Raw genomic sequence first — 24520 nt, 5'->3', positions numbered from 1 at the left:
GATTGATGGCGAGCTTGTATTGTTGGTTGCTCATGCCGACCGGGAAGAAGATGGGATAGAGGTGATCCGGATCATTTCCGCGCGGCGCGCCATGCAGGGAGAAAGAAGACGTTATGCGCAAAGTCGTTCGATATAATTTTGACCCGACAAATCCGCCCCCGCTGACGGAAGCCCAGAAGTCAGAAATCGCGGCTTTGAAGGCGCGCCCGGAGAACGATGTCGATACAAGTGATATCCCAGAACTAGCGCAAGAGTTCTGGCAGAACGCTGTTCGAAATCCGTACTTCAAACCGATCAAGCAGCAGCTGACTCTTCGTCTCGATTCCGATCTCGTTGCCTGGTTCAAGAGGCACACGCCAGATGGGCGCGGCTATCAAAGCGCTATCAACAAGGCATTGCGCGAATATGTGACGAAGCGGGGCCGTAAAGCCGGCTAGCTAATCATACAACCTCATCGACCACCCCAGCGACACCGGCAGCGGGTTCCACCAGCCGGTGCGCAGGCCGGCGGTGCGCAGCGCGGCCGCCGTCCAGGTGTTGCAGCCGACCAGCGCGTTGAAATGGCCGTTGGCCTCGTAGAAGCGGTCGAAGCGGGAATAGCCCGCATTGTCGATGACCATCGGGCCGTCCGGTCCCCGGCGGAAGCTCGCCGCGATGTAGTCGAGGAGCGCGGCGAAGCGATCCTCGCCGATGTCGAAGCCAGCGACGTCGGAATGCGGCTCGGCAATCGTGCCGGCGACGTCGACATGCATCACCGAGGCGTCCAGCATCAGCGCCTTGAGGACCGGCACCGCCTTGACCTGCGACCACCTCGGCGTTTCCAGGTAGAAGGCACGACCGCCCCAGCCGAAGACGATATAGCGGACCTCGGGAGCATCGGCGGGAATGCCGGCATCGGTGAGGAAATGGAAGCGCCGGCGCACCTCCTCATCGGCGGGGATGGCGATATCGGTGTGGATCGGGTTGCTCAGCACCAGTATGTGCCTGCTGCCCTCGCCCGCGGCGGCCGCCGGCCAAAGCGGGCGCGGTACCAGCGTGCCGAGCGCCGCGGCAAGCACGATGGCGGCCAGCAGGCCAACAAGGAGACGCCAGACCTTTCTCAACGATGACACCTTTGCGGCCTCACGACAGATAGCGTCGGGCGGTGCACATGAAAAAAGCCCGGCCGCATTGCGGCCGGGCTCTCCCAACGGCGTGGAAAAATCAATGCAGGATCTGCGACAGGAAGAGCTTCGTGCGCTCGTGGCGCGGGTGGTCGAAGAACTCGGCCGGCGTGTTCTGCTCGACGATCTGGCCCTGATCCATGAAGATCACCCGGTTGGCGACCTTGCGGGCAAAACCCATCTCATGGGTGACGCAAAGCATGGTCATGCCTTCCTCGGCCAGACCCACCATCGTCTCCAGCACTTCCTTGATCATTTCGGGATCGAGCGCCGAGGTCGGCTCGTCGAACAGCATGATGCGCGGGTTCATGCACAGCGAGCGGGCGATCGCCACGCGCTGCTGCTGGCCGCCGGAGAGCTGACCGGGATATTTGTTGGCCTGCTCCGGGATTTTCACGCGCTTCAAGAAATGCATGGCGATCTCTTCCGCCTGCTTCTTCGGCGTCTTGCGCACCCAGATCGGCGCCAGCGTGCAGTTCTCCAGGATCGTCAGATGCGGGAACAGGTTGAAGTGCTGAAACACCATTCCGACCTCGCGGCGCACCTCGTCGATCTTCTTCAGATCGTTGGTCAGTTCCTTGCCGTCGACGATGATCTTGCCCTTCTGGTGCTCCTCCAGCCGGTTGATGCAGCGGATCATGGTCGACTTGCCGGAGCCGGACGGGCCGCAGATAACGATACGCTCGCCGCGCATCACCTTCAGATTGATATCTTTCAGCACATGGAACTCGCCGTACCATTTGTGCATGCCGACGATGTCGATGGCGACATCGGTGGTCGAGATGTGCATCTTCTTGGCATCGACCTTGAGGTCTTCCGCGCTGACGGCGTTTTCGGTGGTCATGGCCAATTCCCCTTATCGTTGTGTTTGATGCATGTCGTTACCCCAAAACCGCTAAACACTTTTGGGCGACATGCATCAGCGTTTGTAGCCGGTGTCGAGCCGGCGTTCCGTGTACATTGAATAGCGCGACATACCGAAGCAGAACAGCCAGAACACGAAAGCGGCGAACACCAGGCCGGACTTCGCGGTCTGCGGTGTCGCCCAATTGGCGTCGGAGAAGTTCTGCTTGACGACGCCGAGCAGGTCGAACATCGAGATGATCAGCACCAGGCTGGTGTCCTTGAACATGCCGATGAAGGTGTTGACGATGCCGGGGATAACCAGCTTCAGCGCCTGCGGCAGCACGATCAGCCCCATCTTCTGCCAGTAGCCGAGGCCGAGCGAATCGGCGCCTTCGTACTGCCCTTTCGGGATCGCCTGCAGGCCGCCGCGCACCACCTCCGCCATATAGGCGGCGGCAAACAGCGACACACCGATCAGAGCCCTCAGGAACTTGTCGAAGGTGACGCCCTCCGGCAGGAACAACGGCAGCATGACGCTGACGAAGAACAGCACCGTGATCAGCGGAATGCCACGCACCGTCTCGATGAAGATCACGCACAGCATCTTGATGATCGGCATCTTTGAGCGCCGACCGAGCGCCAGCACCGTGCCAAGCGGCAGCGAGACAGCGATGCCGACGAAGGACAGGCTGAGCGTGACCAGCAGACCACCCCACAGCGAGGTCTCGACATGCGGCAGGCCGAACACGCCGCCGAGCAGCAGGAAGAACGAGACGATCGGCAGAACCAGGAAAAGCAAGATGGCGTTCAGCCCCTTGCGTGGCACGCGCGGGATCAGCATCGGCACCAGCAGCGCCACGAACAGGATGGCGACGAGGATCGGCCGCCAGCGCTCCTCGATCGGATAGCGGCCGAACATGAACTGGCCGAACTTGGCGTTGACGAAGGCCCAGCAGGCGCCGCTCCAGCCGTCCGGCTGGATGCCGCCCTGCGAGACGGTGGCGCAGACGGTGCGGTCCGAACCCGTCCACTGGGCGCTGAGCAGGGCCCAGTTTATGACCTGCGGCAGGATCCAGGCGACGATGAGAATGCCGAGGATGGTCAGGATGGTGTCGCCGGGGGTGGCGATCAGGTTCTTGCGTACCCAGGCATAGAGCCCGCGTTCGCTTGGCGGCGCCGGCTGGGCAAGAGCCATCTCGGTGCGCACCCAGGACATATCGTGTTCCTGCATGACCCTACCTCTCCACCAGTGCCATTCTGGCGTTGACGACGTTCATGACCGCGGAGGTCACGAGGCTCAGCACCAGATAGGCGATCATCATGATCAGCACGCCCTCCACCGCCTGGCCGGTCTGGTTGAGCACCGTGCCGGCGGTGGCGGTGAGATCGGGATAGCCGATGGCGATCGCCAGCGAGGAGTTCTTGGTCAGGTTGAGATACTGGCTGGTCAGCGGCGGGATGACGATGCGCATGGCCTGCGGCACCACGACCAGCCGCAGGATCGGGCCTGAGCGCAGCCCCAGCGCCCCGGCCGCCTCGGTCTGGCCTCTGCTGACGCCCCTGATACCGGCACGCACGATCTCGGCGATGAAGGCCGCCGTGTAGCAGGACAGCGCCAGATAGAGCGAAAGGAATTCCGGCTTGACCTGGAAGCCGCCAGTCAGGTTGAAGGTCGATTGCTTCGGAAAATCAAAGCTCAGCGGGAAGCCGCTGAGAGCGTAGGCAAGCAGCGGCAGGCCGGCGATCAGCGCTATCGAAGTCCAGAACACCGGGAATTGCTGACCGGTTGTCATCTGCCGCTGGCGTGCCGTACGGGCGACGAACCAAGCCATGGCGAGGCCGAGGAGGAAGGCGACCAGGATCAGCCAGGAGCCGTCACCCCATATGGCGCGCGGGAAATAGAAGCCGCGCTGGTTGAGGAAGGAGCCGAAGGGCAGGTTGTAGCTCTCGCGCGGCGGCGGCAGCACGGCGAGCACGCCGGAATACCAGAAGAAGATGACCAGCAACGGCGGGATGTTGCGGAAGATTTCGACATAGACCGTGCAGATCTTGCGGATCAGCCAGTTCTGCGACAGACGACCGATGCCGACGATGAAGCCGATGATCGTGGCGGTGATGATGCCGGCGACGGCGACGATGATCGTGTTGATCAGCCCGACAATAATGGCGCGGCCATAGGTCGAGTCCGACGTGTATGCGATCGGTGTGTCCGAGATGTCGAAGCCGGCGCGTCCCTTGAGGAAGCCGAAGCCGGAGGCGATATGCAGACGTGCCAGATTGTCGATGACGTTCTGCACGATCCACCAGACCGAGCCGAACAGAATGACGATTACCAGCGTCTGGAAGAAGAGGCTGCGTACCTTAGGGTCATTGATGAAGGAAGCCCTGCTCGGCTCCTCGCGAAGGATTTCCTGCGATGCCATGCGACCGTCCCCTGGAAAGAGAAACCGGGAGGCAGACAACCTGCCTCCCGGATCACATTTCGATCAGCGGATCGGCGGAGCGTATTGCAGACCGCCTTTGGTCCAGAGCGCGTTGATGCCGCGCGCGATCTTGAGCGGGCTGCCCGAGCCGACGTTACGCTCGAACACTTCGCCGTAATTGCCGACAGCCTTGACGATATTCACGACCCAGTCGTTGGAGACGCCGAGATCGGTGCCGATCTTGGTGTCCGCCTCCTGGCCGAGCACGCGCTTGATCTCAGGATTGTCGGAGGCCTTCATCTCCTCGACATTGGCCTTGGTGATGCCGAGTTCCTCGGCGTCGAGCAGCGCGAAATAGGTCCACTTGACGATGTGGTACCACTGGTCGTCGCCCTGGCGCACGGCCGGGCCGAGCGGCTCCTTGGAGATGATCTCGGGCAACACGACGTGGTCGGCCGGGGCGCCCAGCGTCAGGCGGATGCCGTAGAGGCCCGACTGGTCGGTGGTGTAGACGTCGCAGCGGCCGGCGTCATAGGCGGCGTTGACCTCTTCCAGCTTCTCGAACACGACGGGGTTGTACTCCATCTTGTTCGACTTGAAGTAGTCGGCAAGGTTGAGCTCGGTCGTGGTGCCGCTCTGCACGCAGACGGCGGCGCCCGAAAGCTGCAGCGCCGAATTCACGCCGGGCAGCTTCTTGGCGTTGATCATGAAGCCCTGGCCGTCATAGTAGGTGGTGCCGATGAAGTTCAGGCCGAGCGCGGTGTCGCGGTTGATCGTCCAGGTGGTGTTGCGCGACAGGATGTCGACCTCGCCCGACTGCAGCGCGGTGAAGCGTTCCTTGGCGCTGAGCGGCGTGAACTTGACCTTGGAGCCGTCACCGAAGACGGCGGCCGCGACGGCGCGGCAGAAATCGGCGTCGATGCCCTGCCAGTCACCCTTGTCGTCCGGCGCCGAGAAGCCGGCCAGACCGGTCGAGACGCCGCACTGGATGAAGCCCTTCTGCTTGACGGTGTCGAGCGTGCCGGCCGAAGCCGCCGATGCTGTAAACCCAAGCGCGGCGGCGCCGAGAATGCCGAATGCAATATGTTTCATGACCCACAGACCCTTTTCTGTTTTACAGGTGACCCTGTTCTCAGGCGACCCTGATCTTTTCCCGCGTGAACGCAGCTCCCTTCCGGCCACTCCCGGACCCCGCATCGCAACCGACGCGCTGCCTCCCATTCACGAACTGCATCGAAGGCGATTATTCCTGTGAGGTCAAGGGAAATGACCGAATTCCAACGCGTTTGAAATCCGATTGCCGGAAATGCCCGAATTGCAGACAAACGCGCCCGTAAATTTGCCACGGCCGCAAACAAAGTCGGCAAAGTCCGGCCACCCGCATGAGCCCAACACCGGCAATGATCAGGCTGGCGTTTATTCTTGTTTTCTTGGGGAAAACCTCGCCGGCAACCGCACCTTGGCGAACCGGACGGCCGGCTGCATTCATCGATGCAGATCAACATGTATGATGAGCAGCACACGGACAATCACTGGGTAAGCAACCAGACACCGATGGCCACCATCAGGGTGCCGGAGATCCGCGGAATCACCCGGCCGGCCGGGACGGTCTTCTCCAGCAGGATGAGGATGGCAATGCCGGCGACCCACAGCACGTTCATGACGCCGCCGACGAACAGCAGCGCCATCAGCGCCCAGCAGCAGCCGAGGCAATAGGCGCCGTGCGCGATACCCAGTCGCAGCGCGCCGAGCGGCGCGGTGCGGAAGCCGCCATGACTGGTCAGGAAGGCGATCGGCGCCTGGCATTGGCTGAGGCAGACGCCCTTCACCGGCGTCCATTGGTAGAGGCCGGCGGCAATCAGGATGAGGCCGCCGAGGATGCCGCTGTTGGTCGCCATCATCGGGTTCAGCAAAGCGAGACGGCCCAGCAGCCATTGCGCGCCTGTGGCCGCAAGGCTGAAGGCCACCCAGACCAGCAGATAGCCAGCGAAGAACCACCCTGTCGAGGCGATGGTCCGGCCGCTCGCCCCGGCTTTGCGGCCGACGCCGGCATAGAGCAGCAGCATCGGCGCGACGGACGGCGTCATCATGCCAACCATCATCACCGACCACATGGCGAAGATGAAAACGAAATCGGCCACCGTCCAGGCGCGGATGGCCGGCGCGACCGCCGCACCAATGTCCATGCCAGGCATGTCCATGCCACTCATATCCGACGTGCTCATGCCGGCCATGTCGCCGCCGGTCTCCATGGGCGTGGCTGGCATGCCCATGGAGGCGGCGAGCCAAAACACATAGGCCCAAGCGAGCACGGCAATCGCCACGAGCGATGCGGCGACGACCGCGCGGTCACGCCGCAGCACTGCTTCGAGGGCCGTGTCGCTCATGCGATTTCAGTGCACCACGCCGCTTTGCGTCATATGCATGATGGCGAAGTGGCTGTGACTGTCGGCCAATTCGAACTTGATCGGGCCCGATGCCCTGGTCCAGCCGCGCCCGGCCTCTGCGAGCGCGTATTCGAAGCCGTGCGGCAGGTCGATGCGCACCCGATGCTCTTGGCCGGTGACGGGGTTCTTGATCGGCTCGCCGTGACCGGACGTCACGCCGGGCACGTCCATCCGGGCCGTGCGCGCATCGATGTCGATGCTGAGGTCGATGGCGGCGAAGATCGGATCGTGCACCTTCTCCAGCGTGGTCGAGAAGACCTGGAAGATGGTCGCGCCGGGTTCGGTGTCCTGGCCGCTCAGGATGCGAAGCAGCGCGTTGCGCTGCGCTTCGGTGGCCCGTTCGTCGATGACGACCGCTGCCTCGCCCCCGCCCTCATGGATCGGGCCCGGCCAACGGAAGATTCCGGCAAAGCGCAAGCCGTCAAGCTTGGTGTCGCCGTGATAGCCGTGTTCGATTTCCACGCCCGCCACGGCCTGGCAGAACCCATTCGTCGGCAGGGAGTTGAACTGGCACGGACAGCCATAGGCGCAGTTGCAGTTGGTGAATTCGCGCGCCTTGATCATCCATTTGACGTCGGTCATCGCAGTCCTCCCCTTGGCTGGCACGAAATGCCTGCATTGCGGGGAAGACTGGACCCGCGGCCGGTAAAATCGTCCGGCCCGCAGCGAGGCAACCCGGCAATGATTCTATATTAGGACGTAATTATATAACTTTCCCAACAAGCCTGATAGTCGGATCAAAGTCCGATCGTCCCGGCGCCAAGGCTGGGCCCCCCGCCGTCCGCCCGGCAAGGATTTGGCACATCGAAACACCACCGACTGGCGGACGCCGGGCGGTTGCGCGGCCCGGGCCACCGCATTATGGCTGGCATCACCCCCACCACAGGCAAGAGATATGGCAAAAGACAGCAGCGAACTGGGCATCAACACGCGGCTTGCCCATTCCGGCAACAATCCGCGCGACTATTTCGGCTTCGTCAATCCACCGGTCGTGCATGCCTCGACGGTGCTCTATCCCGATGCGGCGTCGATGGCGGCACGCAGCCAGAAATACACCTACGGCACGCGCGGCACGCCGACCATGGACGCGCTGACGCTTGCGGTCGACGCGCTGGAGGGCTCGGCCGGCACAATCGCCGTGCCCTCGGGCCTCGCCGCGGTGACGGTGCCGCTGCTCACCTTCCTCGCGTGCGGCGACCATCTCTTGATCGTTGACAGCGTCTACCACCCGACACGGCATTTCGCCGACACGATGCTGAAGCGCCTGGGCATCGATGTGGAGTATTACGACCCTCATATCGGCGCCGGCATCGCCGCGCTGATCAAGTCCAACACCAAAGTGGTGTTCACGGAATCGCCGGGGTCGAACACCTATGAGGTGCAGGACATACCGGCGATCGCCAAAGCGGCGCATCAGGCGGGCGCCATCGTCATGATGGACAACACCTGGGCGACGCCGCTCTATTTCAAGCCACTCGACCATGGCGTCGACATCTCGATCCATGCGGCGACGAAATACCCGGCCGGCCATTCGGACGTGCTGCTCGGCACCGTCTCGGCCAACGAGACGTACTGGAAACAGCTCTACGAAGGTTTTTGCACACTGGGCTGCTGTTCCGGGCCCGACGACATCTATCAGGTACTGCGCGGCCTGCGCACGATGGGGGTTCGGCTTGAGCATCACCAGAAGAGCGCGCTCGCGCTAGCGCTCTGGCTGGAGGGGCAGCCAGGCGTGGCGCAGGTGCTGCATCCGGCGCTGGAGAGCCACCCGGACCACGCGCTGTGGAAGCGCGACTTCTGCGGCTCAAGCGGCATCTTCTCGATCGTCCTCAAGGGTGGCGGGCAAAAAGCGCAGCACGCCTTCCTCGACGCGCTGAAGATCTTCGGCCTCGGCTATTCCTGGGGCGGCTATGAGAGCCTCGCCGTACCGGTCTTCCTTGGCGACCGCACCATAGCCAAGCGCTCCTATGAGGGGCCGCTGATCCGCCTGCAAGTCGGGCTTGAGGACGTCGACGATCTCAAGGCCGACTTATTGCGCGGGCTTGCGGCGGCGGCGACCTGACCTGCGAGCGGGAACCCTGAGGGATGGATTCCGCACACGGCCGCAAGGCCTTGGCGCGATTGAGAAAGCGAAGGCCACAGGCGATAGCCCCCAACCCGCGTCGCGCAATAATATTCTCCGCAACCGCGAATACACGGATTGGTTTGGCTTCCAAATTCGCGGCCGCGGCTGCATTGCGGGCGCCGCAATCTCTCTTGCGTTTCAGGATCTCCCATGGCGTTTCGCCTTTTTGTCCCCATCCTTGCCGGCGCGACGCTGCGCGAGCGGCTGCTTGCCTGCATCGGCGCCACGATCGGCATCGCGCTGACCGGCGTGATCAGCGGGCTGGCGATGGGCGGCGGCCCGCATGTGGCGCTGCTGGTGGCACCGATGGGGGCGTCGGCCGTGCTGCTCTTTGCGGTGCCGGCAAGCCCGCTGGCGCAGCCCTGGTCGATCATCGGCGGCAATTCGATCTCGGCACTGGTCGGCGTGACCGTGGCGCACTTCGTGCACGACCCGGTGATCGCGTCCGGCCTTGCGGTGGCGCTCGCCATTGCCGCCATGTCGTTCACCCGCTGCCTGCATCCGCCGGGCGGCGCCGCCGCGCTCACCGCCGTGCTTGGCGGCCCGGCGGTGGTCAGCGCCGGCTTTTTGTTCCCCTTCGTGCCGGTGGCGCTGAATTCGACCATTCTGGTCACGCTCGGCTTCCTCTTCCACCGGCTGGCGCGGCGCAACTATCCGCATGTCGTCGCGCCCGCCGCCAACAGCCACGGCACCGCCGATCCGCCGCCACAGGAGCGCGTCGGCTTCCGGCCCGAGGATATCGACGCGGCGCTGGCCACGCTCGACGAGACCTTCGACATCGACCGCGACGACCTCGAACGGCTGCTGCGCCAGGTCGAACTGCAGGCCATGGTGCGCTCGCACCGGACGCTGCTTTGCTCAGACATCATGTCCCGCGACGTGATCTCTGTGCCCGAAGACGCCACAGCCGACGCGGCGCGCCAGCAACTGCTCGACCACAATATCCGTACCTTGCCGGTGGTCGACGCCGAAGCCAGGCTGGTGGGCGCCGTCGGCCTGCGCGAGCTGACGAAAGCCACCGACACGGTGAAGGGCGTGATGTCGAAGGTCGGCACCGCCTCGCCCGACACGCCGGCGATGAGCCTGCTGCCAGTGCTGACCGACGGGCGCAGTCATGCGGTGGTGATCGTCGATGCCGAGCGGCGTATCCTCGGCCTGATCACCCAGACCGACCTGCTGGCGGCGGCAGCGCGGGTGCGCGGCGCAGACACGGCGCGGGCGGCGGCGTAATATCGCCGCCGAACACCGCCGAATTCCGGGAACCTTTTGCCGGCAAGGCGCATCCAATGCCCCGATCAGGCATCTGTTCGGGAGATCGGCTCGCAATGCACAAGCTCGCAACGCCCGTAGCGGCGCCGGCAGGGGCGGAAAGCCTGTCCGGCGACATGGCGCTGGTGCGTCGCGCCTTGGCGCGCGAGGCGGAGGCCTGCCGCGCCATCATCAAGGCTAACAACCAGCGTCTCTACCGCATCGCGCGCGGCGTTGTGCGCAACGACGCCGAGGCCGAGGACATCGTGCAGGAGGCCTATGTGCGGGCCTTCGCCAATCTTTCAACTTTTCGTGGCGGATCCTCGCTCTCGACCTGGCTGTCGCGCATCGTCATCAACGAGGCGCTCGGTCGGCTGCGCAAGCGAAAACGGATCGTGGCGCTGCCCGAAAACCCGGAGGCGCAGATCATCCGCTTCCCTCTAAACCCCAGCGACGATCCGGAGCGGACGATGGCGCAGCGGCAGATCCTCGCACTGGTCGAACGGGCGACCGACAGCCTGCCCGACGTCTACCGCAGCGTGTTCGTAGCCCGCGTCATAGAGGGCTTCAGCATGGACGAGACCGCCGACCTGCTTGGCGTCAAGCCCGAGACCGTCAAGACCAGGCTGCACCGGGCGCGCGCCCTGGTGCGCAAGGCGCTGGACGACGAGATCGGCCCGGTGCTGCTCGACGCCTTCCCCTTCGCCGGCCGCCGCTGCGAGCGGCTGACCGAGGCGGTGATGAAAAGACTGGGGATCGAAGGCTGATTCCCGGGAACGTTTCGGCCCTTCCCGCATCCAATCAGCGTTAACCGAAGAACGCGAGCCCGGCACCACCGGGCGAAGGAGATGCCATGCTTACCCGACCGACCGTTGCCCTCGCCGCCCTGCTCATGCTCGGCGCAGCGCCGCTGGCGCAGGCCGCCGACAAGCCGACCGATCCGCAGATCGCCCACATCGCCTACACGGCGGGCACGATCGACATCGAGGCGGCGAAGCTGGCGATCGAGAAGTCCAAGACCAAGGAGGTCGTGGATTTCGCCAACGACATGGTGCGCGACCATGAGGCGGTGAACAAGCAGGCGCTCGACCTGGTCAAGAAGCTCAATGTCACGCCGGAGGACAACGCCACGAGCCAGGCGCTGGCCAAGGCGGCGGCAGAAGAACGCGGCAAGCTCGCGAAGCTCGACGGCGCGGCCTTCGACAAGGCCTATGTCGAGAATGAGGTGGCCTACCACAAGCAGGTCAACGGGGCGCTGGAGACCCTGCTCATCCCGTCGGCGAGCAATGCCGAGTTGAAGAGCCTGCTGGAAACCGGGCTGAAGATCTTCCAGGGGCATCAGCAGCATGCCGAGCATGTCGCCGGCAGCCTGAAATGACGGCGCTGACACGGCCGGCATTAGCGGCGCTGGCGCTGGCGCTCACCGCCAGCCCGGCGTCCGCAGCCACGATCACGGTAACGATCGACAAGCTTGTTTTTTCGCCAGCAAGCGTCGAGGCCAAGGTCGGCGACACGGTCGAATGGGTGAACAAGGATGGGTTGGCCCACACGGCCACGGTGAAGGGCGGTTGGGAGGCGATGATCCCGCCGAAGTCGAGGGGAAGGATGACTCTCACGGAAGCCGGGGCGGTCGACTATTTCTGCCGCTTCCATCCCAACATGAAGGGCCGTGTCGCCGTTTCGCCCTGATCCGCCAAGCGGTCCATGGCCAGCGAGGCGCGCCTTGCCTCGCTTGGCCGGGTGATGTGCGTCCATGAGCCGTCATAGGCGGGCTTGCGGCGCTCGATCCAGGCGTCGAGGCCCTCGCGCAGGTCGGCGGTCGGGACTATGCGAGCGAACTGCTCGGCCTCGACCAGCAGGCCCTCGGCTATGCTGAGATTGATGCCGCGCGCCACCGCGGTGAGGATGCTGGCCACCGCCGCCTGCGAATGCGTGATGATGCGGCGCGCGAGATCGTGTGCTGCCGGCATCAGCTCGGCTTGCGGCACGATCCTGTTGACGAGGCCGAGTTCCACCGCGCGCGCCGCCGAAAAGGCCTCGCCCGTCAAAAGCAGTTCCAGAGCCCGCTTGCGGCCGGCAAGCCGCGGCAGGCGCTGCGTGCCGCCGAAGGTCGGCGGCATGGCGAGGTTGATCTCCGGCTTGGCGAACAAGGCGCGGTCGCTGGCGATGGCCAGCGGCACCGCCTCGGTGATCTCGCAGCCGCCACCGAAGGCGATGCCGTTGACAGCGGCGATGACCGGCTTGCGGAACGCTTCGAGCCGCGCCGTCAGCCGCTGGCCGCGCATGACGAAGTCGCGCAGCGCGACATCAGCGCCTGCGGCGACACTGACTGAGAATTCGTGGATGTCGGCGCCGGCAGAGAAGGCGCGCTCGCCCGCCCCCGTGAGGATGACGGCGCGAACCGCATCGTCGGTCTCGATCCTGTCGAGCATATCGAGCAGGCGATCGATCAGGGCGTAATTCAAGGCGTTGAGTTTCTCCGGGCGATTGAGCGTCAGCACAGCGACGCGATCGCGGCTTTCGCAAAGCACCAACTCGGTCATGTTCTTTCTCTCCGGTATGGAACGGAGCGAAAGGGATCAGTTTTCGGATTGTCTGTATATTCACTAGTCAGTATACTTGATGGCATGAGCGAACCCACCAGCCCAACTCGCAAACGCCTCGTCGATGCGGCGACGAAACTCTTCTATGCCGAGGGGGTCGGCCGCGTCAGCGTCGACGCAGTGGCCGAGAAGGCGGGGCTGACGAAGCGCACGCTCTACTACCACTTCAGAAGCAAGGACGATTTGATCGCCGCCTATCTCGATGGCCGCGACCAGCCCAACATCAAGCAGATGGCCGGCTGGTTCGAAGCCGCCGAGGGCGGCGTCGACAGGAAGGTCGCGGCGATCTTCACCAATCTGGCGCGGGTGGCAAAGCACCCGAAGTGGAGAGGCTGCGGCTACCTGCGCACGGCCGCCGAGCTCGCGGCGATGCCCGGACACCCTGCAGTCAAATCCGGGTCGCGCCACAAGACCAATTTCGAAAAGTGGCTGGCCGGAGAGCTTTCAAGCCATAAGGTCAGAGAGCCCAACATGCTGGCGCGCGAGATCGTTCTGTTGATGGACGGCGCCTTCTCCAGCATGCTGATCCACCACAATCCCGACTACATCGCCGCTGCCGGCCACGCGGCGGCGACGCTGGTCAAGGTGCGGATGGAGACGGCGGCTCCGCCAGCAGCCAGTCGATCGCCGCGGCGGCGTGGGCGGGTGATCGGTCGGGCGCCAGGATCGAAAGGCTGAAGCCGGTCGGCACGCGCTTTTCGAACGGCGCCACCAGCGATCCGCCGGCAAGCGCGCGCGACACCAGCGCCTCATGGCCCATCAGCACGCCGGCGCCGTCGCCCGCCTGCAGCGCCATGCTGTAGAGCGAGAATTCGGAGCCGGAATCGATCGACGGCCCCTTCAGGCCGGCGGCCTCGAACCACAGGGCCCAGTCGCCGGTCCAGGTCGTGTCCCACAACAGAAGCTGCGCGGCGAGATCGGCCGGCGTCTTCAACTGCCGGGCCAGCGCCGGCGCGCACACCGGAAAGATGACATCATCTGAGAACTTGCAAGCGCGGCCGCCGACCGGTGCCTGCCTGGTCAGGAAGATGGCGAGATCAAAAGGCTCGCGGCGGAAATCCGGCGGCTCCTCCAGCGCGTGGATGGAGGGGCGCAGCGTGGGCAATGCCGCGCGCAGCGCCGGCAGGCGCGGCGCCAGCCACAGCTGCGCGATCGAAGGCAGCGCCGCGATGCTGACCTGCGGCCGGGGCGCCGCGATGCGCAGTTCCTGCACGGCCAGCCCCATAGCGTCGAAGGCGGTGGAGAAGGCAGGCAGAGCGGCGCGGCCGGCGTCGGTGAGATGCAGCCCCTGCGCATGCCTCACGAACAGCGGCGCGCCGAGCCAGGCCTCCAGCGCCTTGACCTGATGCGACACCGCCGCCGGCGTGACGCTGAGCTCGTCCGCCGCCTTGGCGAAGCTTTCGTAACGAGCCGCCGCCTCGAAGGAGCGGAGCGCGTTGAGCGGCGGCATGCGCGGACGCGGCGGATTGACGGCCATTCCGGCTTTTTCCCAAGGAAGCGCCGGCGGCCGTTACCCCGCCGGCGCGAATAATCTATCTGAGGGCCACCGGGGTCAGCTTGCCGTCGACCTTCCGCACTCAAATACGACGAAGCCCGGCTGCTTGATATCCCCCTTGGCGTCATAGGAGATGGTGCCGAGCACTGTCGAAATGCTTGCACCCGAATGGAGATAGTCGGATGCGGCCTTCGGATCGTCGGCCTTGGCACGGGCGATCGCCTCGGCAAGGATCTGCGTGGCTGCATAGGCGTATAGCGTCACCGCTTCGGTCGGTACGTTCCTGGCTTTCAGGTCGGCGACCGCATCCTTGGCCTCGGCGAAGGTGGCCGGATCGGGAAAGGACGTCATCAGCGTGCCCAAAGCCCCCTCGCCGCCGATGGCGCCGAACTCGCTGTTGGAGATGCCGTCGCCGCCCATCAGGATGGTGGTGACGCCCTGGTCGTGCATCTGGCGCACGATCAGCCCGGCCTCGGTGTGCTGGCCGCCATAATAGACAAGCTCGGCGCCCGACTGCTTGATCCTGGCGACGAGTGGGCTGTAGTCCTTCTCGCCAGGGTTGATTTCCTCTTGCAGCACCGGCCTGCCGCCGCCGGCGTTGTAGGCGCGCGCCATCTCGTCGGCGAGACCCTTGCCCGCCGTCGACTTGTCGTCGACGATCGCCACCTTCTTGCCCTTGAAGCGCTCGAGCACGAATTTGGCGGCGATGGCGCCTTGCTGGTCGTCACGGCCACAAGCGCGAAAAGCGTCCCACAGGCCGCGCTCGGTCACCATCGGGTTGGTGGCCGTCGGCGTCACGAACAGCACGGCGTTCTCGGCATAGATGTCGGAGGCGGGAATGGTGACGCCGGAATTATAGTGGCCGACGACATAATGCACGCCATCGGCGACGAACTTGTTGGCGACCGAGACGCCCTGCTTTGGATCGGAGACATCGTCGCCGACCGAGACGGTGAGTTTTTGCCCGAGCACGCCGCCATTGGCGTTGATGCGCTCGACCGCCGTCTTGACGCCGACGCGGTACTGTTCGCCATAGGCGGCATTCGGCCCCGACATCGGACCGGCGACGCCGAGCACGATATCGGCCCTGGCGACACCGACGGCGGCGGCCGTCATCAGGGCAGCAGTCATCAATCGCAGAATCATGCGCATGTCATTCCCCTTTGTGTTTTGAGAAAGCGGGCTCTTCGCCCGCGCTTTCAGGTGCTCAGTTCACGAAATGCAGTTTTGTGAACCGGCGCCGGAATTCACTGACAGCGGCGGCGATCGCTTGCGGCGCATCGTTGCCGCGCAGCCCCCTGGCGATGAGCGCGGCAAGCTCGGGCATGTCCTTCTCGGTCATGCCCCAGCGCACGATCTCCGGCGTGCCGAAGCGCAGGCCGTTCATGTCGCCGTCGACCGCCGCGATCGGCAGGCCGATGCCGCAGGTGAGGATGTTGGCCCGCCTGAGCCTCTTCGCCGCCGCCTGCCCGCCGCCGAATTCGGGGGCCTGAACCGCGAACTGGTGCGAGGTGGTGTGGCCCTTGGCCGTCGAGAACACCGGCAGGCCGCGCTCGGCAAGCGCCTGAGCCAGCGCCTTCGCCGTGCCGGCCATGGCGGCGGCATAGGCGCGGCCATGCGCCCTCCAGTCGAGCAGTGTGATGGCGAGCGCTGCCGACTTCGCGGCATCGAAATTCGCCGTCATGCCGGGAAAGGCGATCCGGTCGAGCTTCTCGGCGATATCGGCGTCGTTGGTGACGATCAGGCCGGAGGGCGGGCCGCCGAGGCTCTTGTAGGTGCTCATCGTCATGAGATGGGCGCCTTCCTCCAGCGGCTGCTGCCAGGCGTGGCCGGCGATCATGCCGCAGAGATGCGCCGCGTCGAACAGCACCAGCGCCCCGATCTCGTCGGCGATCGCCCGGATCTCGCGGATGGGATGCGGCAGAAGGTTGAGGCTGCTGCCGATGGTGATCATCTTCGGCCGCACCTCAAGGGCGAGTTCGCGCAGCCCGGCGACATCGACCGTGTAGCCATCGCCGTCGACAGGCGCGGTATGGATGTCGAGCCCATAGAGCCCGGCGCAGCCGGCCATGTGATGCGTGACATGGCCGCCGACGGCGGGCGAAGGCACGATCACGCTGTCGCCCGGCCGCGCCGCGGCGATGAAGGCATAGAGATTGGCGATGGCGCCGGAAGGCACGCGGATCTCGGCATAGCGGGCGCCGAACACCTCGGCGGCGAGCTCGGCCGCGATGACCTCGATGCGCTCGACGCCCTCCAACCCCATCTCGTATTTGTCGCCGGGATAGCCGAGCGACGGGCGAGAGCCGAGGCCCGAGGCAAGCGCCGCCTCGGCTCTGGGGTTCATCACGTTGGTCGCCGGATTGAGGTTGACGCAATCGGCCTCATGGACGCGCCGGTTGAGCGCGATGCCCGCCTCGATCGCCGCAAGCACGACGTCGCTCCCCTGCCCGCTCGTTTCCGTGGCCAGCCGCTGGACGAAATCCTCGCACTGCGCGGGAACCCAGGGCCTGCGAGCAAGAGCGGTCATCAATGCCTCCACCGTGCCAACCACCAACGATCCGGATGGTGGCGGCGATGGTATGCCGGCGCAAACGAGTAGTTCTAGGGGCTAGGCTTAGGTATTTTAGGGGTAGTTGAAACGGGCTCCGAAGGGCGACCCTGCCCCGCCGGAAACAACTTGTCGAAACGCTTAGCTGCCCATACCATGGCCGCCCCACGACCAAAGCTGATCAGGAGGTCAGTGAAACGGTCGGGTTTTGAGCCAGTGCAATGTAGGGAGGATAATCATGGCTTCCGCAGTACAGGCCGACAATGGCGTCAATGTAGAGGCGCTGCTCGCCGCAAAAGAAGCGCTTACCAATGCCCCGGAGGCCGCGCAATTCAAGTGGCGCGCGGCTTGCGAATGGAAGGATGGCACCCACAGCCACTCGACGGTGGAGAGTTTTTACGGTCTCGGCCAGGACCAGCATCGCAAGACCACCTTCGCATTCGACGCCGACCATCCGGAGGTGTTCGCTTCCCTGGATCAGGGCGCCACGCCTGTCGAATACGTGCTGGTCGGGCTGGCCAGTTGCCTGACCGCCGGCATCGCCGCGGTTGCCCAGAACCGGAACATCCAGCTGAAGTCGGTGAAAGCGACCATCGAGGGCGACATGGATCTCGCCGGCATTCTCGGCATCGACGCCGACGTCCGCAACGGCTTCAGCGGCATCACGGTGAAGTACAACATCGACGCCGACGCCAAGCGCGAGGACATCGAGGCGCTCGTCGCCCAGTCGCAGAAGCGGTCGGCCGTCTATGACATTGTCACCAATCCGACGAACGTCACGGTCGTGGTGAACTGAAAGGCGCTTCGAGCCGTAGACTCTCCCGATGAGAGGGTGCGATTAGTTCCGTCACCACAGTGATCGTCGGTGCAGGGCACGCGGGGCTCGCGATGAGCCGTTGCCTCGCGGAGCGCTCCATCGACCATGTGCTGCTCGAGCGCGGTGAGATCGCCCATAGCTGGCGCACCGAGCGATGGGATTCGCTGCGGCTGCTCACTCCCAACTGGCAGAGCCGGCTGCCCGGCTTCCGCTATGACGGCGACGACCCCGACGGTTACCGGACGCTGCCTGAGGCGATCGACTTCCTCGGCAACTATGCCAGGGCGATCTCGGCGCCGGTCAGGACCCATACGACCGTTACCTCGGTCCGCGCCGACGATGCCGGATATCTGGTGCGCACGGACCGCGGCGAGTGGCGGTGCCGGACCGTCGTGCTGGCGTCGGGCGCGTGCAACATCGCGCGCCTGCCCGATTTCGCCGCCCGCGTGCCGCCGTCGGTCGCCATGCTGACGGCGCAGTCCTACCGCAACCCAGGCCAGGTCGCCGACGGCGGCGTGATGGTGGTGGGCGCCTCGTCGAGCGGCACCCAGATCGCACAGGAACTGCAGCGTTCGGGGCGTCAGGTGACGCTGTCGGTGGGCGAGCACATAAGGGCGCCCCGCGTCTATCGCGGCAAGGACCTGGAATGGTGGATGGACGCCGCCGGCGTGCTCGACGAGCGCTACGACGAGGTCGACGACATCAGGCGGGCGCGACGCGTTCCTTCGCTGCAGCTTGCCGGCACGCCCGACCGCACCACCCTCGACCTTAACGCGCTGCTCGACCGCGGCGTCAGGCTCGTCGGCCGTCTCGCCGGCATCACCGAAGACGGCAAGGCGCAGTTTGCCGGGTCGTTGCGCAACATGTGCGCGCTTTCCGATCTCAAGATGGCCCGGCTGCTCGACCTCATTGACGAATGGGCGCGCGACAACGGGCTGGACGCGACGGTCGGACCGCCGGATCGCCCGCCGCCGACGCGTGTCGAGGACAACCCGTCGCTCGGCCTGGACCTCGCCAGCGGCGCGATCAGGACGATCATCTGGGCCACCGGCTACCGGCCGGACTACTCCTGGCTGGAGCTGCCGGTGCTCGACCGCTGGGGCCACGTCCGTCACGACGGCGGGGTGGCCGACCATCCGGGCCTCTACCTGATGGGAATGCAGTTCCTGCGCCGCCGCAAGTCCGCGCTGATCGACGGCGCCGGCGATGACGCGCGTGATCTCAGCGACCATCTGGCGGCGTATCTCAGGTAAGGTTCGATCTGCTAGCCGACGCGGGCCCATAGCAGCAGTTGTGCAAGAGATCATCGATTCAGGGCAGCGGGATCGGCTTGTCACTGAGTGTGCGCAAGTAGGCGATCAGGTTGACCCGTTCGGTCTCGTCCGGGACGCCAGGCGTCTCCATCTTAACGCCCGGCGTGGTAAGCATAGGCCCGAAGAGATATCTGTTCAGGTCCTCGTACGTCCATAGCCCCTCCCAGCCCAGCAAGGTATCGGAGTAACGCATGTCTGCCACGGATGCCTTGTCGCGGCCGACGACGCTCCATAAGTTGGGTCCTATCTTGTTCCCTCCCTGCGGTTCGGCAGTGTGGCAACTGACACACACGCGGGCGAAGTAGGTTCGACCTTTCTCGACATCGGCAGAAGCCAATTTCATTGAGATCGGAGCCGGTGTTGGCAAGACAACCCCGTGCGACAAAAGATAGGCGGCAATTTCGGCTTGCCCCCGGCTCTTTGCGATATGGAGCGGCGTCTTGCCGCCCGTTGTCTTCGCATTCACGTCTGCGCCGGCCTCGACCAGCGCCCTCACACAATCGAGACAATCGAGAGTGACGGCGACGTGGAGGGCGGATTCGCTGTCACGGTTGGAATTTGGATCTGCATTCCGCTCCAGCAACAGATTTAACAGATCGATCTTGTCTTTCCCCACGGCCGCCATCAGCGGAGGGCCCCAAGCCGTCTGGGCGTTGACGTCCGCACCACGTTCTATGAGCAATTTTGCCGCATCGATGTGGCCCAGCATCACCGCAAGATAGAGCGGCGTGGCAGTGCCATCGCTCTCATCTATTCCGGCACCTGCATCGAGTGCCGCCGTGATCGCCGCGACATCGCCCTCCATGGCGGCGTCGTGGATGGCGGCGGCATGCGATACAATCGGAATGTGTGCAAGCACTAACAGAATGAAAAGCAAGAACCCGCGCATTAGCATCTCCCAAGGCAAGCCTGAGGATCCGGCACGATTTCGAGATTGCAAAGTCTATCTCAAAATCCCCGATCGCGACAATGGCTTCGGGTGTATGAGCCCACGGCCTAGCAGAACCAACGCCCAACACCAAAGGGACCAGGTTGGTCACCGCCGACACGCCGAATTACGTGACCTGCGATCATATCCCCAAATGCAGCTTCGGCTTCCAGAAGGGGCGGAACAATTCGATCTTGGGACAGCGGTTCATCACCACTTTCAAGCCCGCCTCCTCCGCCAGCCGGGCGGCAGCATCATCCCTCACCCCGATCTGGCCCCACAGCACCTTGGCATTGATGGCGATGGCCTCCTGCGCGACCTCCAGCAGATCTTCGGAGCGGCGGAAAACCTCGACCATGTCGACGGGCCGGTCGATGGCCGCCAGCGAGGGATACACTTTAAGCCCTCGAATTTCCTCCACGCCGGAACTGGGATTGACCGGGATCATGTCGTAGCCGGTTTCGTGCAGCACCCTCAGGACACCATAGGAAAACTTGGTTTTGTCGGGGCTGGCGCCCACCATCGCGATGGTTTTGACCGATTTCAGGATCTCCTGCAGATAAGCCTCCGGATAGGGCTCATCATGGTTCATATGGGTCATTTCTTGTCGTCCAGCGGGGTCGCAATATCGGCTTTCAATTCATGCGCGGCCAGGGGGTCGAGGAACGGGTTGCGATAGAGCCTGTCGTGGCTTTCGACGCCGACCTCCAGCGTGCAGTCGCTCAGCGGGCGGGCAACGCAGAGGATGATGTAGCCATTGGCGATCTGGCGGTTGTTCAGCGCCACCTGCGCCTTCTGATCGACCTTGCCGCTGATCATCTTGGCCGCGCAGCTTATGCAGCCGCCATATTTGCAGCCATAGGGCAGGTCCACGCCCTGCTCGCGCAGGCTCTGCAAGAGCGGCTTGCGGCGATCGACCTCAAAGGCCGCGCCGCCCTGGTTGGCGAGCGTGATGGTGAAGCTGGTCATACCCAGATGTCGCTCGTGCAATCACCGCCGGGATAACGGGTTTCGTGACAGCGGCTTGGTCCATTCGGTTCCTTGCCGAAATTGACGACAAAGCGCGGATCGATTGCCATGCCGCCGTTTTCGGTATCGCAATTGACCATCAGCATGCAGCCGCCATTGGTGCGGATTTCCGGATAGAACTGGTTGTCCCAGGTCGAGAACAGTGAGGTCGTCACATAGAGCCGCTTGCCATCGAGGCTGAGCTGTATCATCTGCGGCCCGCCGGTGACTTTGACGCCATTGACCTCGGGAGCGCGGCCGAGCAGTCCGCCCATCCACACCTGCCCGGTCAGCCTGGCGTTGTGCGGGTCGGAGATGTCGTACTGGCGGATGTCGCCATGCAGCCAGTTGCACAGATAGAGGTACCTGTCGTCCATGCTGAGCAGGATGACCGAGATCACGCCGGGTATCGGGATCGGCCATTCGGGATGCGGCTCATTGTCGACGTCGACAATCTTTTCCCATTGCCAGTCGCCCGCCGCGTCCTTCCACCAATGGATGATGTTGGCGGAAAGCGCCGCGCCGACAAAACCGTGGCTGCTGTCGGGATTGTGATGGAAGCGCACTTCCAGCGGGATCAGGCCATCCTCACCAAGATAGAATGTCTGCCTTGGCTCCTTCTTCTCGAAATCCCAGAAATGGATCTCGCGGCCATATTTCAGATGACCGACCTCTTCGAGGTCGAACCCGGGCATGAAGGTGTTGGGCGCGGCCCATTCCGAGCTGACCATCACGTTGTGCCGCGGCTGGTACCAGAAATCATAGCCGAACTTGATGCCGCCCATGGAGTTTTCCCAGCGGCCGACGATCTCGAACTCCTTGCTGAGCTGCAGATAGCCGCCGGGGGCATTGCCTTGCGCGTCGCCAAGCATGGAGACGATGATATCCGAGCCGAGGCAATGCACCGTGTGCGGCGCCGAAAGATTGGTCCTGGCTTTGATCTCGGCGCCGTCGATGACCTTGAACAGGGTCGGATTGCGCGGATCGGTGCCGCAATCGACAATATGCAGATTGGACGAGCGCACACCCGGCACAATCAGGTATTTCCGCTCCATGCTGGCATCGCCATGGCACGACGAGCAGGCATTCCAGCCCGAGTGATGCAGCTCATCGCCGATGCCCGGCATTTGCAGGCGTGAAATCACCTGGCTGTAGGTCGGGCTCTGCGGGTCGACATCGATGGTGCACAGATAGTCCGGCTTCTGAATGCCCGTGCCGGTGTAGATGGCAATCGTATAAAGCAGCTTTTCGCGCGGTGCCCGCATCGCCTCGGCGGGAGAAGCATAGCCCGGTCCACAGCAATGATTGGTCATGGGCACTTCCCTCTGAACAGGTCACCGGCCGGCCCCAAAGGAGGTCAGGCTGGAATGTTAGTGCATGCTTGGCGCTGGCGCTACGGTGGTGTTCGGTGAAGCGCAGCGCGATGTCCAACCCGGCGACCCAGCACCGAGCGGCGGAACAGCGGTCGTTCTCGCGCGTTATTCCATTAGGAGTAACTAATGTGCGTTTCGTGGTCGTCCAAGAGCCGACCGACACTTGGGCCGTGTTTGACACGATCGCTGACGAGCCCGCGGGTTTCGCAAGCCAATGCCTCATTGGGTTGACGCGTGAAGAGGCTGAGTGGTTGGCGTCAAGGTGCAATCAACAAATGTCGCGAAACGTTCGGCGCGTTCAGGACACGCCGCGGAACGTTGTGCCACTGATGGCGAGTGTGAATGAAACGATTCGTCGGCAGGCCACATGATGACCGAAGAAGCGATGGCTGCTGTTTTGGCAGTCAGGAACACGGCAGCCGAGATCCTGGGTGTAGTTGACAGCGCCAACAAAACCGATGCCGCTGTCGACGTCCGCCGTCTGGGTGAGGCCGTCCAGTTCCTCGCCAACGCTCCAATCCTTGGCTACGATGTTCGCGCGGCCATGGTTTTGTACGGCGACCTCGGGACGCCAACGCTTCGCGCCAGAGATTGCGAGCAGTTGTGGGCCAAATACGGAAAGGCCCTGCTCGCGTATTGATGAGATCAGATTGGAATGACCTCATCGGCTGCTGAAACGCGCGCCGCAAACGCGCGAGCCTACTGAGACGTGTCGCCCGCGTTCGCCATTTCGTCCTTGAAGCTCACCTTTGTGCTTTTCCGCACCATGGCGGCGAGGTCCTCGGCATCCCAGTTGGTCAGCCTGATGCAGCCATGCGAGAAGGTTAAGCCGATCTTGCCGGGTTCGGGCGTGCCGTGAATGCCGTAGCTTTCAATGGAGAGATCGATCCAAACCGAGCCCACGGGATTGTTGGGGCCGGCCGCAATGGTGAACGGCCGCTTGGCCTTGACTCCCTTGAAAGCGAAGTCCGGATCGTAGTGATAGGTCGGATTGCGCACCACGCGCTTGACCTCCGCCTCGCCATTCGGCGCCGGCTTCTCGGCGCTGCCAATGGAAGCGGGGAAGACTGCGAGCCATTTGCCGGAAGGATCAAGCACGCGCACCTGGCGGGCGCCCTTGTCGACCTCGACGCCGGCAATGGCGGCGGGAGGATCCCCCCGGCCAACATCCGGCACCAGCAATTTCGTGCCGGCCTTCCTGAAGCCGATGCCAGGATTGAGCCGCCTGAGCAATTGCTCGCTGATATGGAAGCGCTCCGCCAGCCTCTCCGTGGCATTGTGATAGCCGAGCCTCGGCAGGCGGGCCATCCGCTCCATGCGGGCCGGGATATGCCTGGTAAAAGGTCCGCGCACATCCTTGCGCGTCAGCTCATAGGTCACCAGAGCCGGGCTCGCGGAGGTTGCCATCAGCCTGTCCCAGGTCTCGCGCGTGAGCTTGCCATCGGACGGCAATCCATTCGCCGTCTGAAAGGCCCTGACCGCCCTGGCGAAATTTTCTGATGCACGGCCCTCGATCAGGCCTGGCGAGAAGCGGGCGCGATCCAGAAGAATCTCTGCCTTCAGCAGGACGGGGCTGAAGCCTTTCGGTTCCTCGGCGGTGAATTGCGCCTCGTTGACGGTGGCTGGGTCCAGCTTGGCCGCCCCTGCCCCGCCGCAAGCGAGGGCAAGCGCCACAGCGACCAACAGAACGAGCCGGGGCATCGATGTCACTCCACGAAAACCTGCTTGTATTATGACGCGGCAGGGCTCTTCTGGTTCCGTTCACTCACAGCTGCAGGGCAGAACCTGACCAGATGAGGCACTCCAGCCGGCGATGAAATGGCGAGGGTCTTGCAATCTCGCGATGCGACGCCCGGCCGCCGTCCTTATCGCCCGCTCGGCGCGCCCGGCTTCATGATAATCTCGCGATGCGGATACGGAATGCTGATGCCGTTGGCCTTGAACGTGTCCCACAGCGCCAGCAGCACCTTGCCACGCACGTTGGTCAGGCCTTGCTGGGGGTCGCGGATCCAGAAGCGCAGGACGAAGTTCAGCGAGGAGTCGCCGAAGTCGGTCAGCCAGCAGACTGGCCGCCGATCGGCCTCGACCCGGCCCACGCTGATCGCCGCCTCGATCGCCAGTTCGCTGACCTTGTGCGGGTCGGCGTCGTAGGAGACGCCGAAATTCACGTCGAGCCGCAC

26 protein-coding genes and 1 pseudogene are annotated in these 24520 nt (G+C 64.0%); 10 read left to right on the top strand and 17 right to left on the bottom strand.

Annotated elements, in window-relative coordinates; translation table 11 throughout:
- The first annotated feature begins 113 nt into the window (after positions 1 to 113).
- A complete protein-coding gene (locus tag EN742_RS02655; RefSeq protein ID WP_126055164.1) occupies positions 114 to 437 on the top strand; it encodes a BrnA antitoxin family protein in 324 nt (107 codons plus the stop codon).
- Here the strand turns inward: EN742_RS02655 and EN742_RS02650 are convergent, their stop codons facing one another.
- The 7 genes from EN742_RS02650 to EN742_RS02620 all read right to left on the bottom strand — a co-directional run bounded on the left by EN742_RS02650 (position 438) and on the right by EN742_RS02620 (position 7461).
- Positions 438 to 1103: a TIGR02117 family protein gene (locus tag EN742_RS02650; RefSeq protein WP_127406139.1), complete on the bottom strand. Its 666-nt coding sequence runs from the start codon at positions 1101 to 1103 to the stop codon at positions 438 to 440.
- Between the two features lie 100 nt (positions 1104 to 1203).
- Entirely contained in the window at positions 1204 to 2007 is an 804-nt protein-coding gene (locus EN742_RS02645; RefSeq protein WP_126055166.1) for an amino acid ABC transporter ATP-binding protein, read from the bottom strand.
- A 75-nt stretch (positions 2008 to 2082) separates the two neighbouring features.
- Positions 2083 to 3240 (bottom strand): amino acid ABC transporter permease, encoded by a 1158-nt coding sequence (locus tag EN742_RS02640; protein WP_126055167.1) that lies wholly within the window; start codon positions 3238 to 3240, stop codon positions 2083 to 2085.
- A gap of 4 nt (positions 3241 to 3244) precedes the next feature.
- Complete coding sequence (locus EN742_RS02635; RefSeq protein ID WP_126055168.1) at positions 3245 to 4432, bottom strand: amino acid ABC transporter permease; 1188 nt, start codon at positions 4430 to 4432, stop codon at positions 3245 to 3247.
- A gap of 63 nt (positions 4433 to 4495) precedes the next feature.
- Entirely contained in the window at positions 4496 to 5524 is a 1029-nt protein-coding gene (locus EN742_RS02630) for an amino acid ABC transporter substrate-binding protein (RefSeq protein WP_126055169.1), read from the bottom strand.
- A gap of 437 nt (positions 5525 to 5961) precedes the next feature.
- Positions 5962 to 6819: a DUF2182 domain-containing protein gene (locus EN742_RS02625; protein WP_127406817.1), complete on the bottom strand. Its 858-nt coding sequence runs from the start codon at positions 6817 to 6819 to the stop codon at positions 5962 to 5964.
- Positions 6820 to 6825: 6 nt separating this feature from the next.
- Positions 6826 to 7461: a DUF1326 domain-containing protein gene (locus tag EN742_RS02620; RefSeq protein ID WP_127421756.1), complete on the bottom strand. Its 636-nt coding sequence runs from the start codon at positions 7459 to 7461 to the stop codon at positions 6826 to 6828.
- Between the two features lie 313 nt (positions 7462 to 7774).
- On the opposite strand from EN742_RS02620, the gene EN742_RS02615 reads away from it, so the two are divergent.
- The 5 genes from EN742_RS02615 to EN742_RS02595 all read left to right on the top strand — a co-directional run bounded on the left by EN742_RS02615 (position 7775) and on the right by EN742_RS02595 (position 11941).
- The gene (locus EN742_RS02615) at positions 7775 to 8941 is read left to right on the top strand and encodes a cystathionine beta-lyase (protein WP_127406819.1); all 1167 of its coding nucleotides are present in this window, start codon (positions 7775 to 7777) and stop codon (positions 8939 to 8941) included.
- Positions 8942 to 9154: 213 nt separating this feature from the next.
- On the top strand, positions 9155 to 10234 hold the full coding sequence (locus tag EN742_RS02610) for an HPP family protein (RefSeq protein WP_127406820.1): 1080 nt from the start codon (positions 9155 to 9157) through the stop codon (positions 10232 to 10234).
- 95 nt (positions 10235 to 10329) lie between these two features.
- Positions 10330 to 11019: an RNA polymerase sigma factor gene (locus EN742_RS02605; protein WP_126055174.1), complete on the top strand. Its 690-nt coding sequence runs from the start codon at positions 10330 to 10332 to the stop codon at positions 11017 to 11019.
- 86 nt (positions 11020 to 11105) lie between these two features.
- On the top strand, positions 11106 to 11630 hold the full coding sequence (locus tag EN742_RS02600) for a DUF4142 domain-containing protein (protein ID WP_126055175.1): 525 nt from the start codon (positions 11106 to 11108) through the stop codon (positions 11628 to 11630).
- The gene (locus EN742_RS02595) at positions 11627 to 11941 is read left to right on the top strand and encodes a cupredoxin family copper-binding protein (protein ID WP_126055176.1); all 315 of its coding nucleotides are present in this window, start codon (positions 11627 to 11629) and stop codon (positions 11939 to 11941) included. Before EN742_RS02600 ends, EN742_RS02595 begins: the two co-directional genes overlap by 4 nt.
- On the opposite strand, the gene EN742_RS02590 is transcribed toward EN742_RS02595, so the two are convergent.
- Positions 11887 to 12795: a crotonase/enoyl-CoA hydratase family protein gene (locus EN742_RS02590; protein ID WP_127399807.1), complete on the bottom strand. Its 909-nt coding sequence runs from the start codon at positions 12793 to 12795 to the stop codon at positions 11887 to 11889. The two genes, EN742_RS02595 and EN742_RS02590, sit on opposite strands and share 55 nt — an antisense overlap.
- Positions 12796 to 12879: 84 nt before the next feature.
- Between EN742_RS02590 and EN742_RS02585 the strand changes: the two genes are divergently transcribed.
- Entirely contained in the window at positions 12880 to 13533 is a 654-nt protein-coding gene (locus tag EN742_RS02585; protein WP_127399808.1) for a TetR/AcrR family transcriptional regulator, read from the top strand.
- Here the strand turns inward: EN742_RS02585 and EN742_RS02580 are convergent.
- The 3 genes from EN742_RS02580 to EN742_RS02570 form a co-directional block, all read right to left on the bottom strand.
- The gene (locus EN742_RS02580) at positions 13436 to 14332 is read right to left on the bottom strand and encodes a LysR family transcriptional regulator (RefSeq protein ID WP_245455490.1); all 897 of its coding nucleotides are present in this window, start codon (positions 14330 to 14332) and stop codon (positions 13436 to 13438) included. The two genes, EN742_RS02585 and EN742_RS02580, sit on opposite strands and share 98 nt — an antisense overlap.
- Positions 14333 to 14407: 75 nt before the next feature.
- A complete protein-coding gene (locus EN742_RS02575; protein ID WP_348628256.1) occupies positions 14408 to 15502 on the bottom strand; it encodes a branched-chain amino acid ABC transporter substrate-binding protein in 1095 nt (364 codons plus the stop codon).
- A 55-nt stretch (positions 15503 to 15557) separates the two neighbouring features.
- Complete coding sequence (locus tag EN742_RS02570; RefSeq protein ID WP_128332375.1) at positions 15558 to 16880, bottom strand: aminotransferase class I/II-fold pyridoxal phosphate-dependent enzyme; 1323 nt, start codon at positions 16878 to 16880, stop codon at positions 15558 to 15560.
- 259 nt (positions 16881 to 17139) lie between these two features.
- On the opposite strand from EN742_RS02570, the gene EN742_RS02565 reads away from it, so the two are divergent.
- Positions 17140 to 17697 (top strand): OsmC family protein, encoded by a 558-nt coding sequence (locus EN742_RS02565; RefSeq protein ID WP_126055179.1) that lies wholly within the window; start codon positions 17140 to 17142, stop codon positions 17695 to 17697.
- Positions 17698 to 17756: 59 nt separating this feature from the next.
- Positions 17757 to 18971, top strand: coding sequence for an NAD(P)-binding domain-containing protein (locus EN742_RS02560; RefSeq protein WP_281034930.1), 1215 nt, complete (start codon positions 17757 to 17759; stop codon positions 18969 to 18971).
- A 58-nt stretch (positions 18972 to 19029) separates the two neighbouring features.
- Here the strand turns inward: EN742_RS02560 and EN742_RS02555 are convergent, their stop codons facing one another.
- The 4 genes from EN742_RS02555 to EN742_RS02540 all read right to left on the bottom strand — a co-directional run bounded on the left by EN742_RS02555 (position 19030) and on the right by EN742_RS02540 (position 22280).
- Positions 19030 to 19920, bottom strand: coding sequence for an ankyrin repeat domain-containing protein (locus EN742_RS02555; protein WP_126055181.1), 891 nt, complete (start codon positions 19918 to 19920; stop codon positions 19030 to 19032).
- A gap of 181 nt (positions 19921 to 20101) precedes the next feature.
- Positions 20102 to 20560, bottom strand: a complete 459-nt coding sequence (locus EN742_RS02550; protein WP_126055182.1) for a CoA-binding protein — start codon at positions 20558 to 20560, stop codon at positions 20102 to 20104.
- On the bottom strand, positions 20557 to 20928 hold the full coding sequence (locus EN742_RS02545) for a 2Fe-2S iron-sulfur cluster-binding protein (protein WP_126055183.1): 372 nt from the start codon (positions 20926 to 20928) through the stop codon (positions 20557 to 20559). Before EN742_RS02545 ends, EN742_RS02550 begins: the two co-directional genes overlap by 4 nt.
- Positions 20925 to 22280 (bottom strand): selenium-binding family protein, encoded by a 1356-nt coding sequence (locus tag EN742_RS02540; RefSeq protein WP_127406229.1) that lies wholly within the window; start codon positions 22278 to 22280, stop codon positions 20925 to 20927. Before EN742_RS02540 ends, EN742_RS02545 begins: the two co-directional genes overlap by 4 nt.
- Before the next feature lie 427 nt (positions 22281 to 22707).
- On the opposite strand from EN742_RS02540, the gene EN742_RS02530 reads away from it, so the two are divergent.
- Positions 22708 to 22980 carry a hypothetical protein gene (locus EN742_RS02530; RefSeq protein WP_126055185.1) on the top strand — a complete coding sequence of 91 codons (273 nt, stop codon included), beginning with the start codon at positions 22708 to 22710 and terminating at the stop codon, positions 22978 to 22980.
- A gap of 59 nt (positions 22981 to 23039) precedes the next feature.
- Here EN742_RS02530 and EN742_RS02525 read toward each other — a convergent pair whose 3' ends face one another.
- Entirely contained in the window at positions 23040 to 24041 is a 1002-nt protein-coding gene (locus EN742_RS02525; protein ID WP_127399996.1) for a L,D-transpeptidase, read from the bottom strand.
- Between the two features lie 164 nt (positions 24042 to 24205).
- Positions 24206 to 24520: pseudogene (locus tag EN742_RS02520) on the bottom strand (mechanosensitive ion channel domain-containing protein); the annotation flags it as partial.

The organism is Mesorhizobium sp. M4A.F.Ca.ET.020.02.1.1 (assembly GCF_004022645.1).
Lineage (GTDB): Bacteria > Pseudomonadota > Alphaproteobacteria > Rhizobiales > Rhizobiaceae > Mesorhizobium.
This window is presented reverse-complemented; position numbering and strand designations above follow the sequence as displayed.

What these genes read in the sequence shown, in the direction of transcription:
- EN742_RS02655 (WP_126055164.1), top strand. Translation starts at nt 114, where the DNA reads ATGCGCAAAGTCGTTCGATATAATTTTGACCCGACAAATCCGCCCCCG.
- EN742_RS02625 (WP_127406817.1), bottom strand. Translation starts at nt 6,819, where the DNA reads ATGAGCGACACGGCCCTCGAAGCAGTGCTGCGGCGTGACCGCGCGGTC.
- EN742_RS02565 (WP_126055179.1), top strand. Translation starts at nt 17,140, where the DNA reads ATGGCTTCCGCAGTACAGGCCGACAATGGCGTCAATGTAGAGGCGCTG.
- EN742_RS02640 (WP_126055167.1), bottom strand. Translation starts at nt 3,240, where the DNA reads ATGCAGGAACACGATATGTCCTGGGTGCGCACCGAGATGGCTCTTGCC.
- EN742_RS02570 (WP_128332375.1), bottom strand. Translation starts at nt 16,880, where the DNA reads ATGACCGCTCTTGCTCGCAGGCCCTGGGTTCCCGCGCAGTGCGAGGAT.
- EN742_RS02580 (WP_245455490.1), bottom strand. Translation starts at nt 14,332, where the DNA reads ATGGCCGTCAATCCGCCGCGTCCGCGCATGCCGCCGCTCAACGCGCTC.
- EN742_RS02635 (WP_126055168.1), bottom strand. Translation starts at nt 4,432, where the DNA reads ATGGCATCGCAGGAAATCCTTCGCGAGGAGCCGAGCAGGGCTTCCTTC.
- EN742_RS02575 (WP_348628256.1), bottom strand. Translation starts at nt 15,502, where the DNA reads ATGCGCATGATTCTGCGATTGATGACTGCTGCCCTGATGACGGCCGCC.
- EN742_RS02530 (WP_126055185.1), top strand. Translation starts at nt 22,708, where the DNA reads ATGATGACCGAAGAAGCGATGGCTGCTGTTTTGGCAGTCAGGAACACG.
- EN742_RS02550 (WP_126055182.1), bottom strand. Translation starts at nt 20,560, where the DNA reads ATGACCCATATGAACCATGATGAGCCCTATCCGGAGGCTTATCTGCAG.
- EN742_RS02595 (WP_126055176.1), top strand. Translation starts at nt 11,627, where the DNA reads ATGACGGCGCTGACACGGCCGGCATTAGCGGCGCTGGCGCTGGCGCTC.
- EN742_RS02645 (WP_126055166.1), bottom strand. Translation starts at nt 2,007, where the DNA reads ATGACCACCGAAAACGCCGTCAGCGCGGAAGACCTCAAGGTCGATGCC.
- EN742_RS02585 (WP_127399808.1), top strand. Translation starts at nt 12,880, where the DNA reads ATGAGCGAACCCACCAGCCCAACTCGCAAACGCCTCGTCGATGCGGCG.
- EN742_RS02615 (WP_127406819.1), top strand. Translation starts at nt 7,775, where the DNA reads ATGGCAAAAGACAGCAGCGAACTGGGCATCAACACGCGGCTTGCCCAT.
- EN742_RS02540 (WP_127406229.1), bottom strand. Translation starts at nt 22,280, where the DNA reads ATGACCAATCATTGCTGTGGACCGGGCTATGCTTCTCCCGCCGAGGCG.
- EN742_RS02555 (WP_126055181.1), bottom strand. Translation starts at nt 19,920, where the DNA reads ATGCGCGGGTTCTTGCTTTTCATTCTGTTAGTGCTTGCACACATTCCG.
- EN742_RS02545 (WP_126055183.1), bottom strand. Translation starts at nt 20,928, where the DNA reads ATGACCAGCTTCACCATCACGCTCGCCAACCAGGGCGGCGCGGCCTTT.
- EN742_RS02620 (WP_127421756.1), bottom strand. Translation starts at nt 7,461, where the DNA reads ATGACCGACGTCAAATGGATGATCAAGGCGCGCGAATTCACCAACTGC.
- EN742_RS02590 (WP_127399807.1), bottom strand. Translation starts at nt 12,795, where the DNA reads ATGACCGAGTTGGTGCTTTGCGAAAGCCGCGATCGCGTCGCTGTGCTG.
- EN742_RS02600 (WP_126055175.1), top strand. Translation starts at nt 11,106, where the DNA reads ATGCTTACCCGACCGACCGTTGCCCTCGCCGCCCTGCTCATGCTCGGC.
- EN742_RS02605 (WP_126055174.1), top strand. Translation starts at nt 10,330, where the DNA reads ATGCACAAGCTCGCAACGCCCGTAGCGGCGCCGGCAGGGGCGGAAAGC.
- EN742_RS02525 (WP_127399996.1), bottom strand. Translation starts at nt 24,041, where the DNA reads ATGCCCCGGCTCGTTCTGTTGGTCGCTGTGGCGCTTGCCCTCGCTTGC.
- EN742_RS02630 (WP_126055169.1), bottom strand. Translation starts at nt 5,524, where the DNA reads ATGAAACATATTGCATTCGGCATTCTCGGCGCCGCCGCGCTTGGGTTT.
- EN742_RS02610 (WP_127406820.1), top strand. Translation starts at nt 9,155, where the DNA reads ATGGCGTTTCGCCTTTTTGTCCCCATCCTTGCCGGCGCGACGCTGCGC.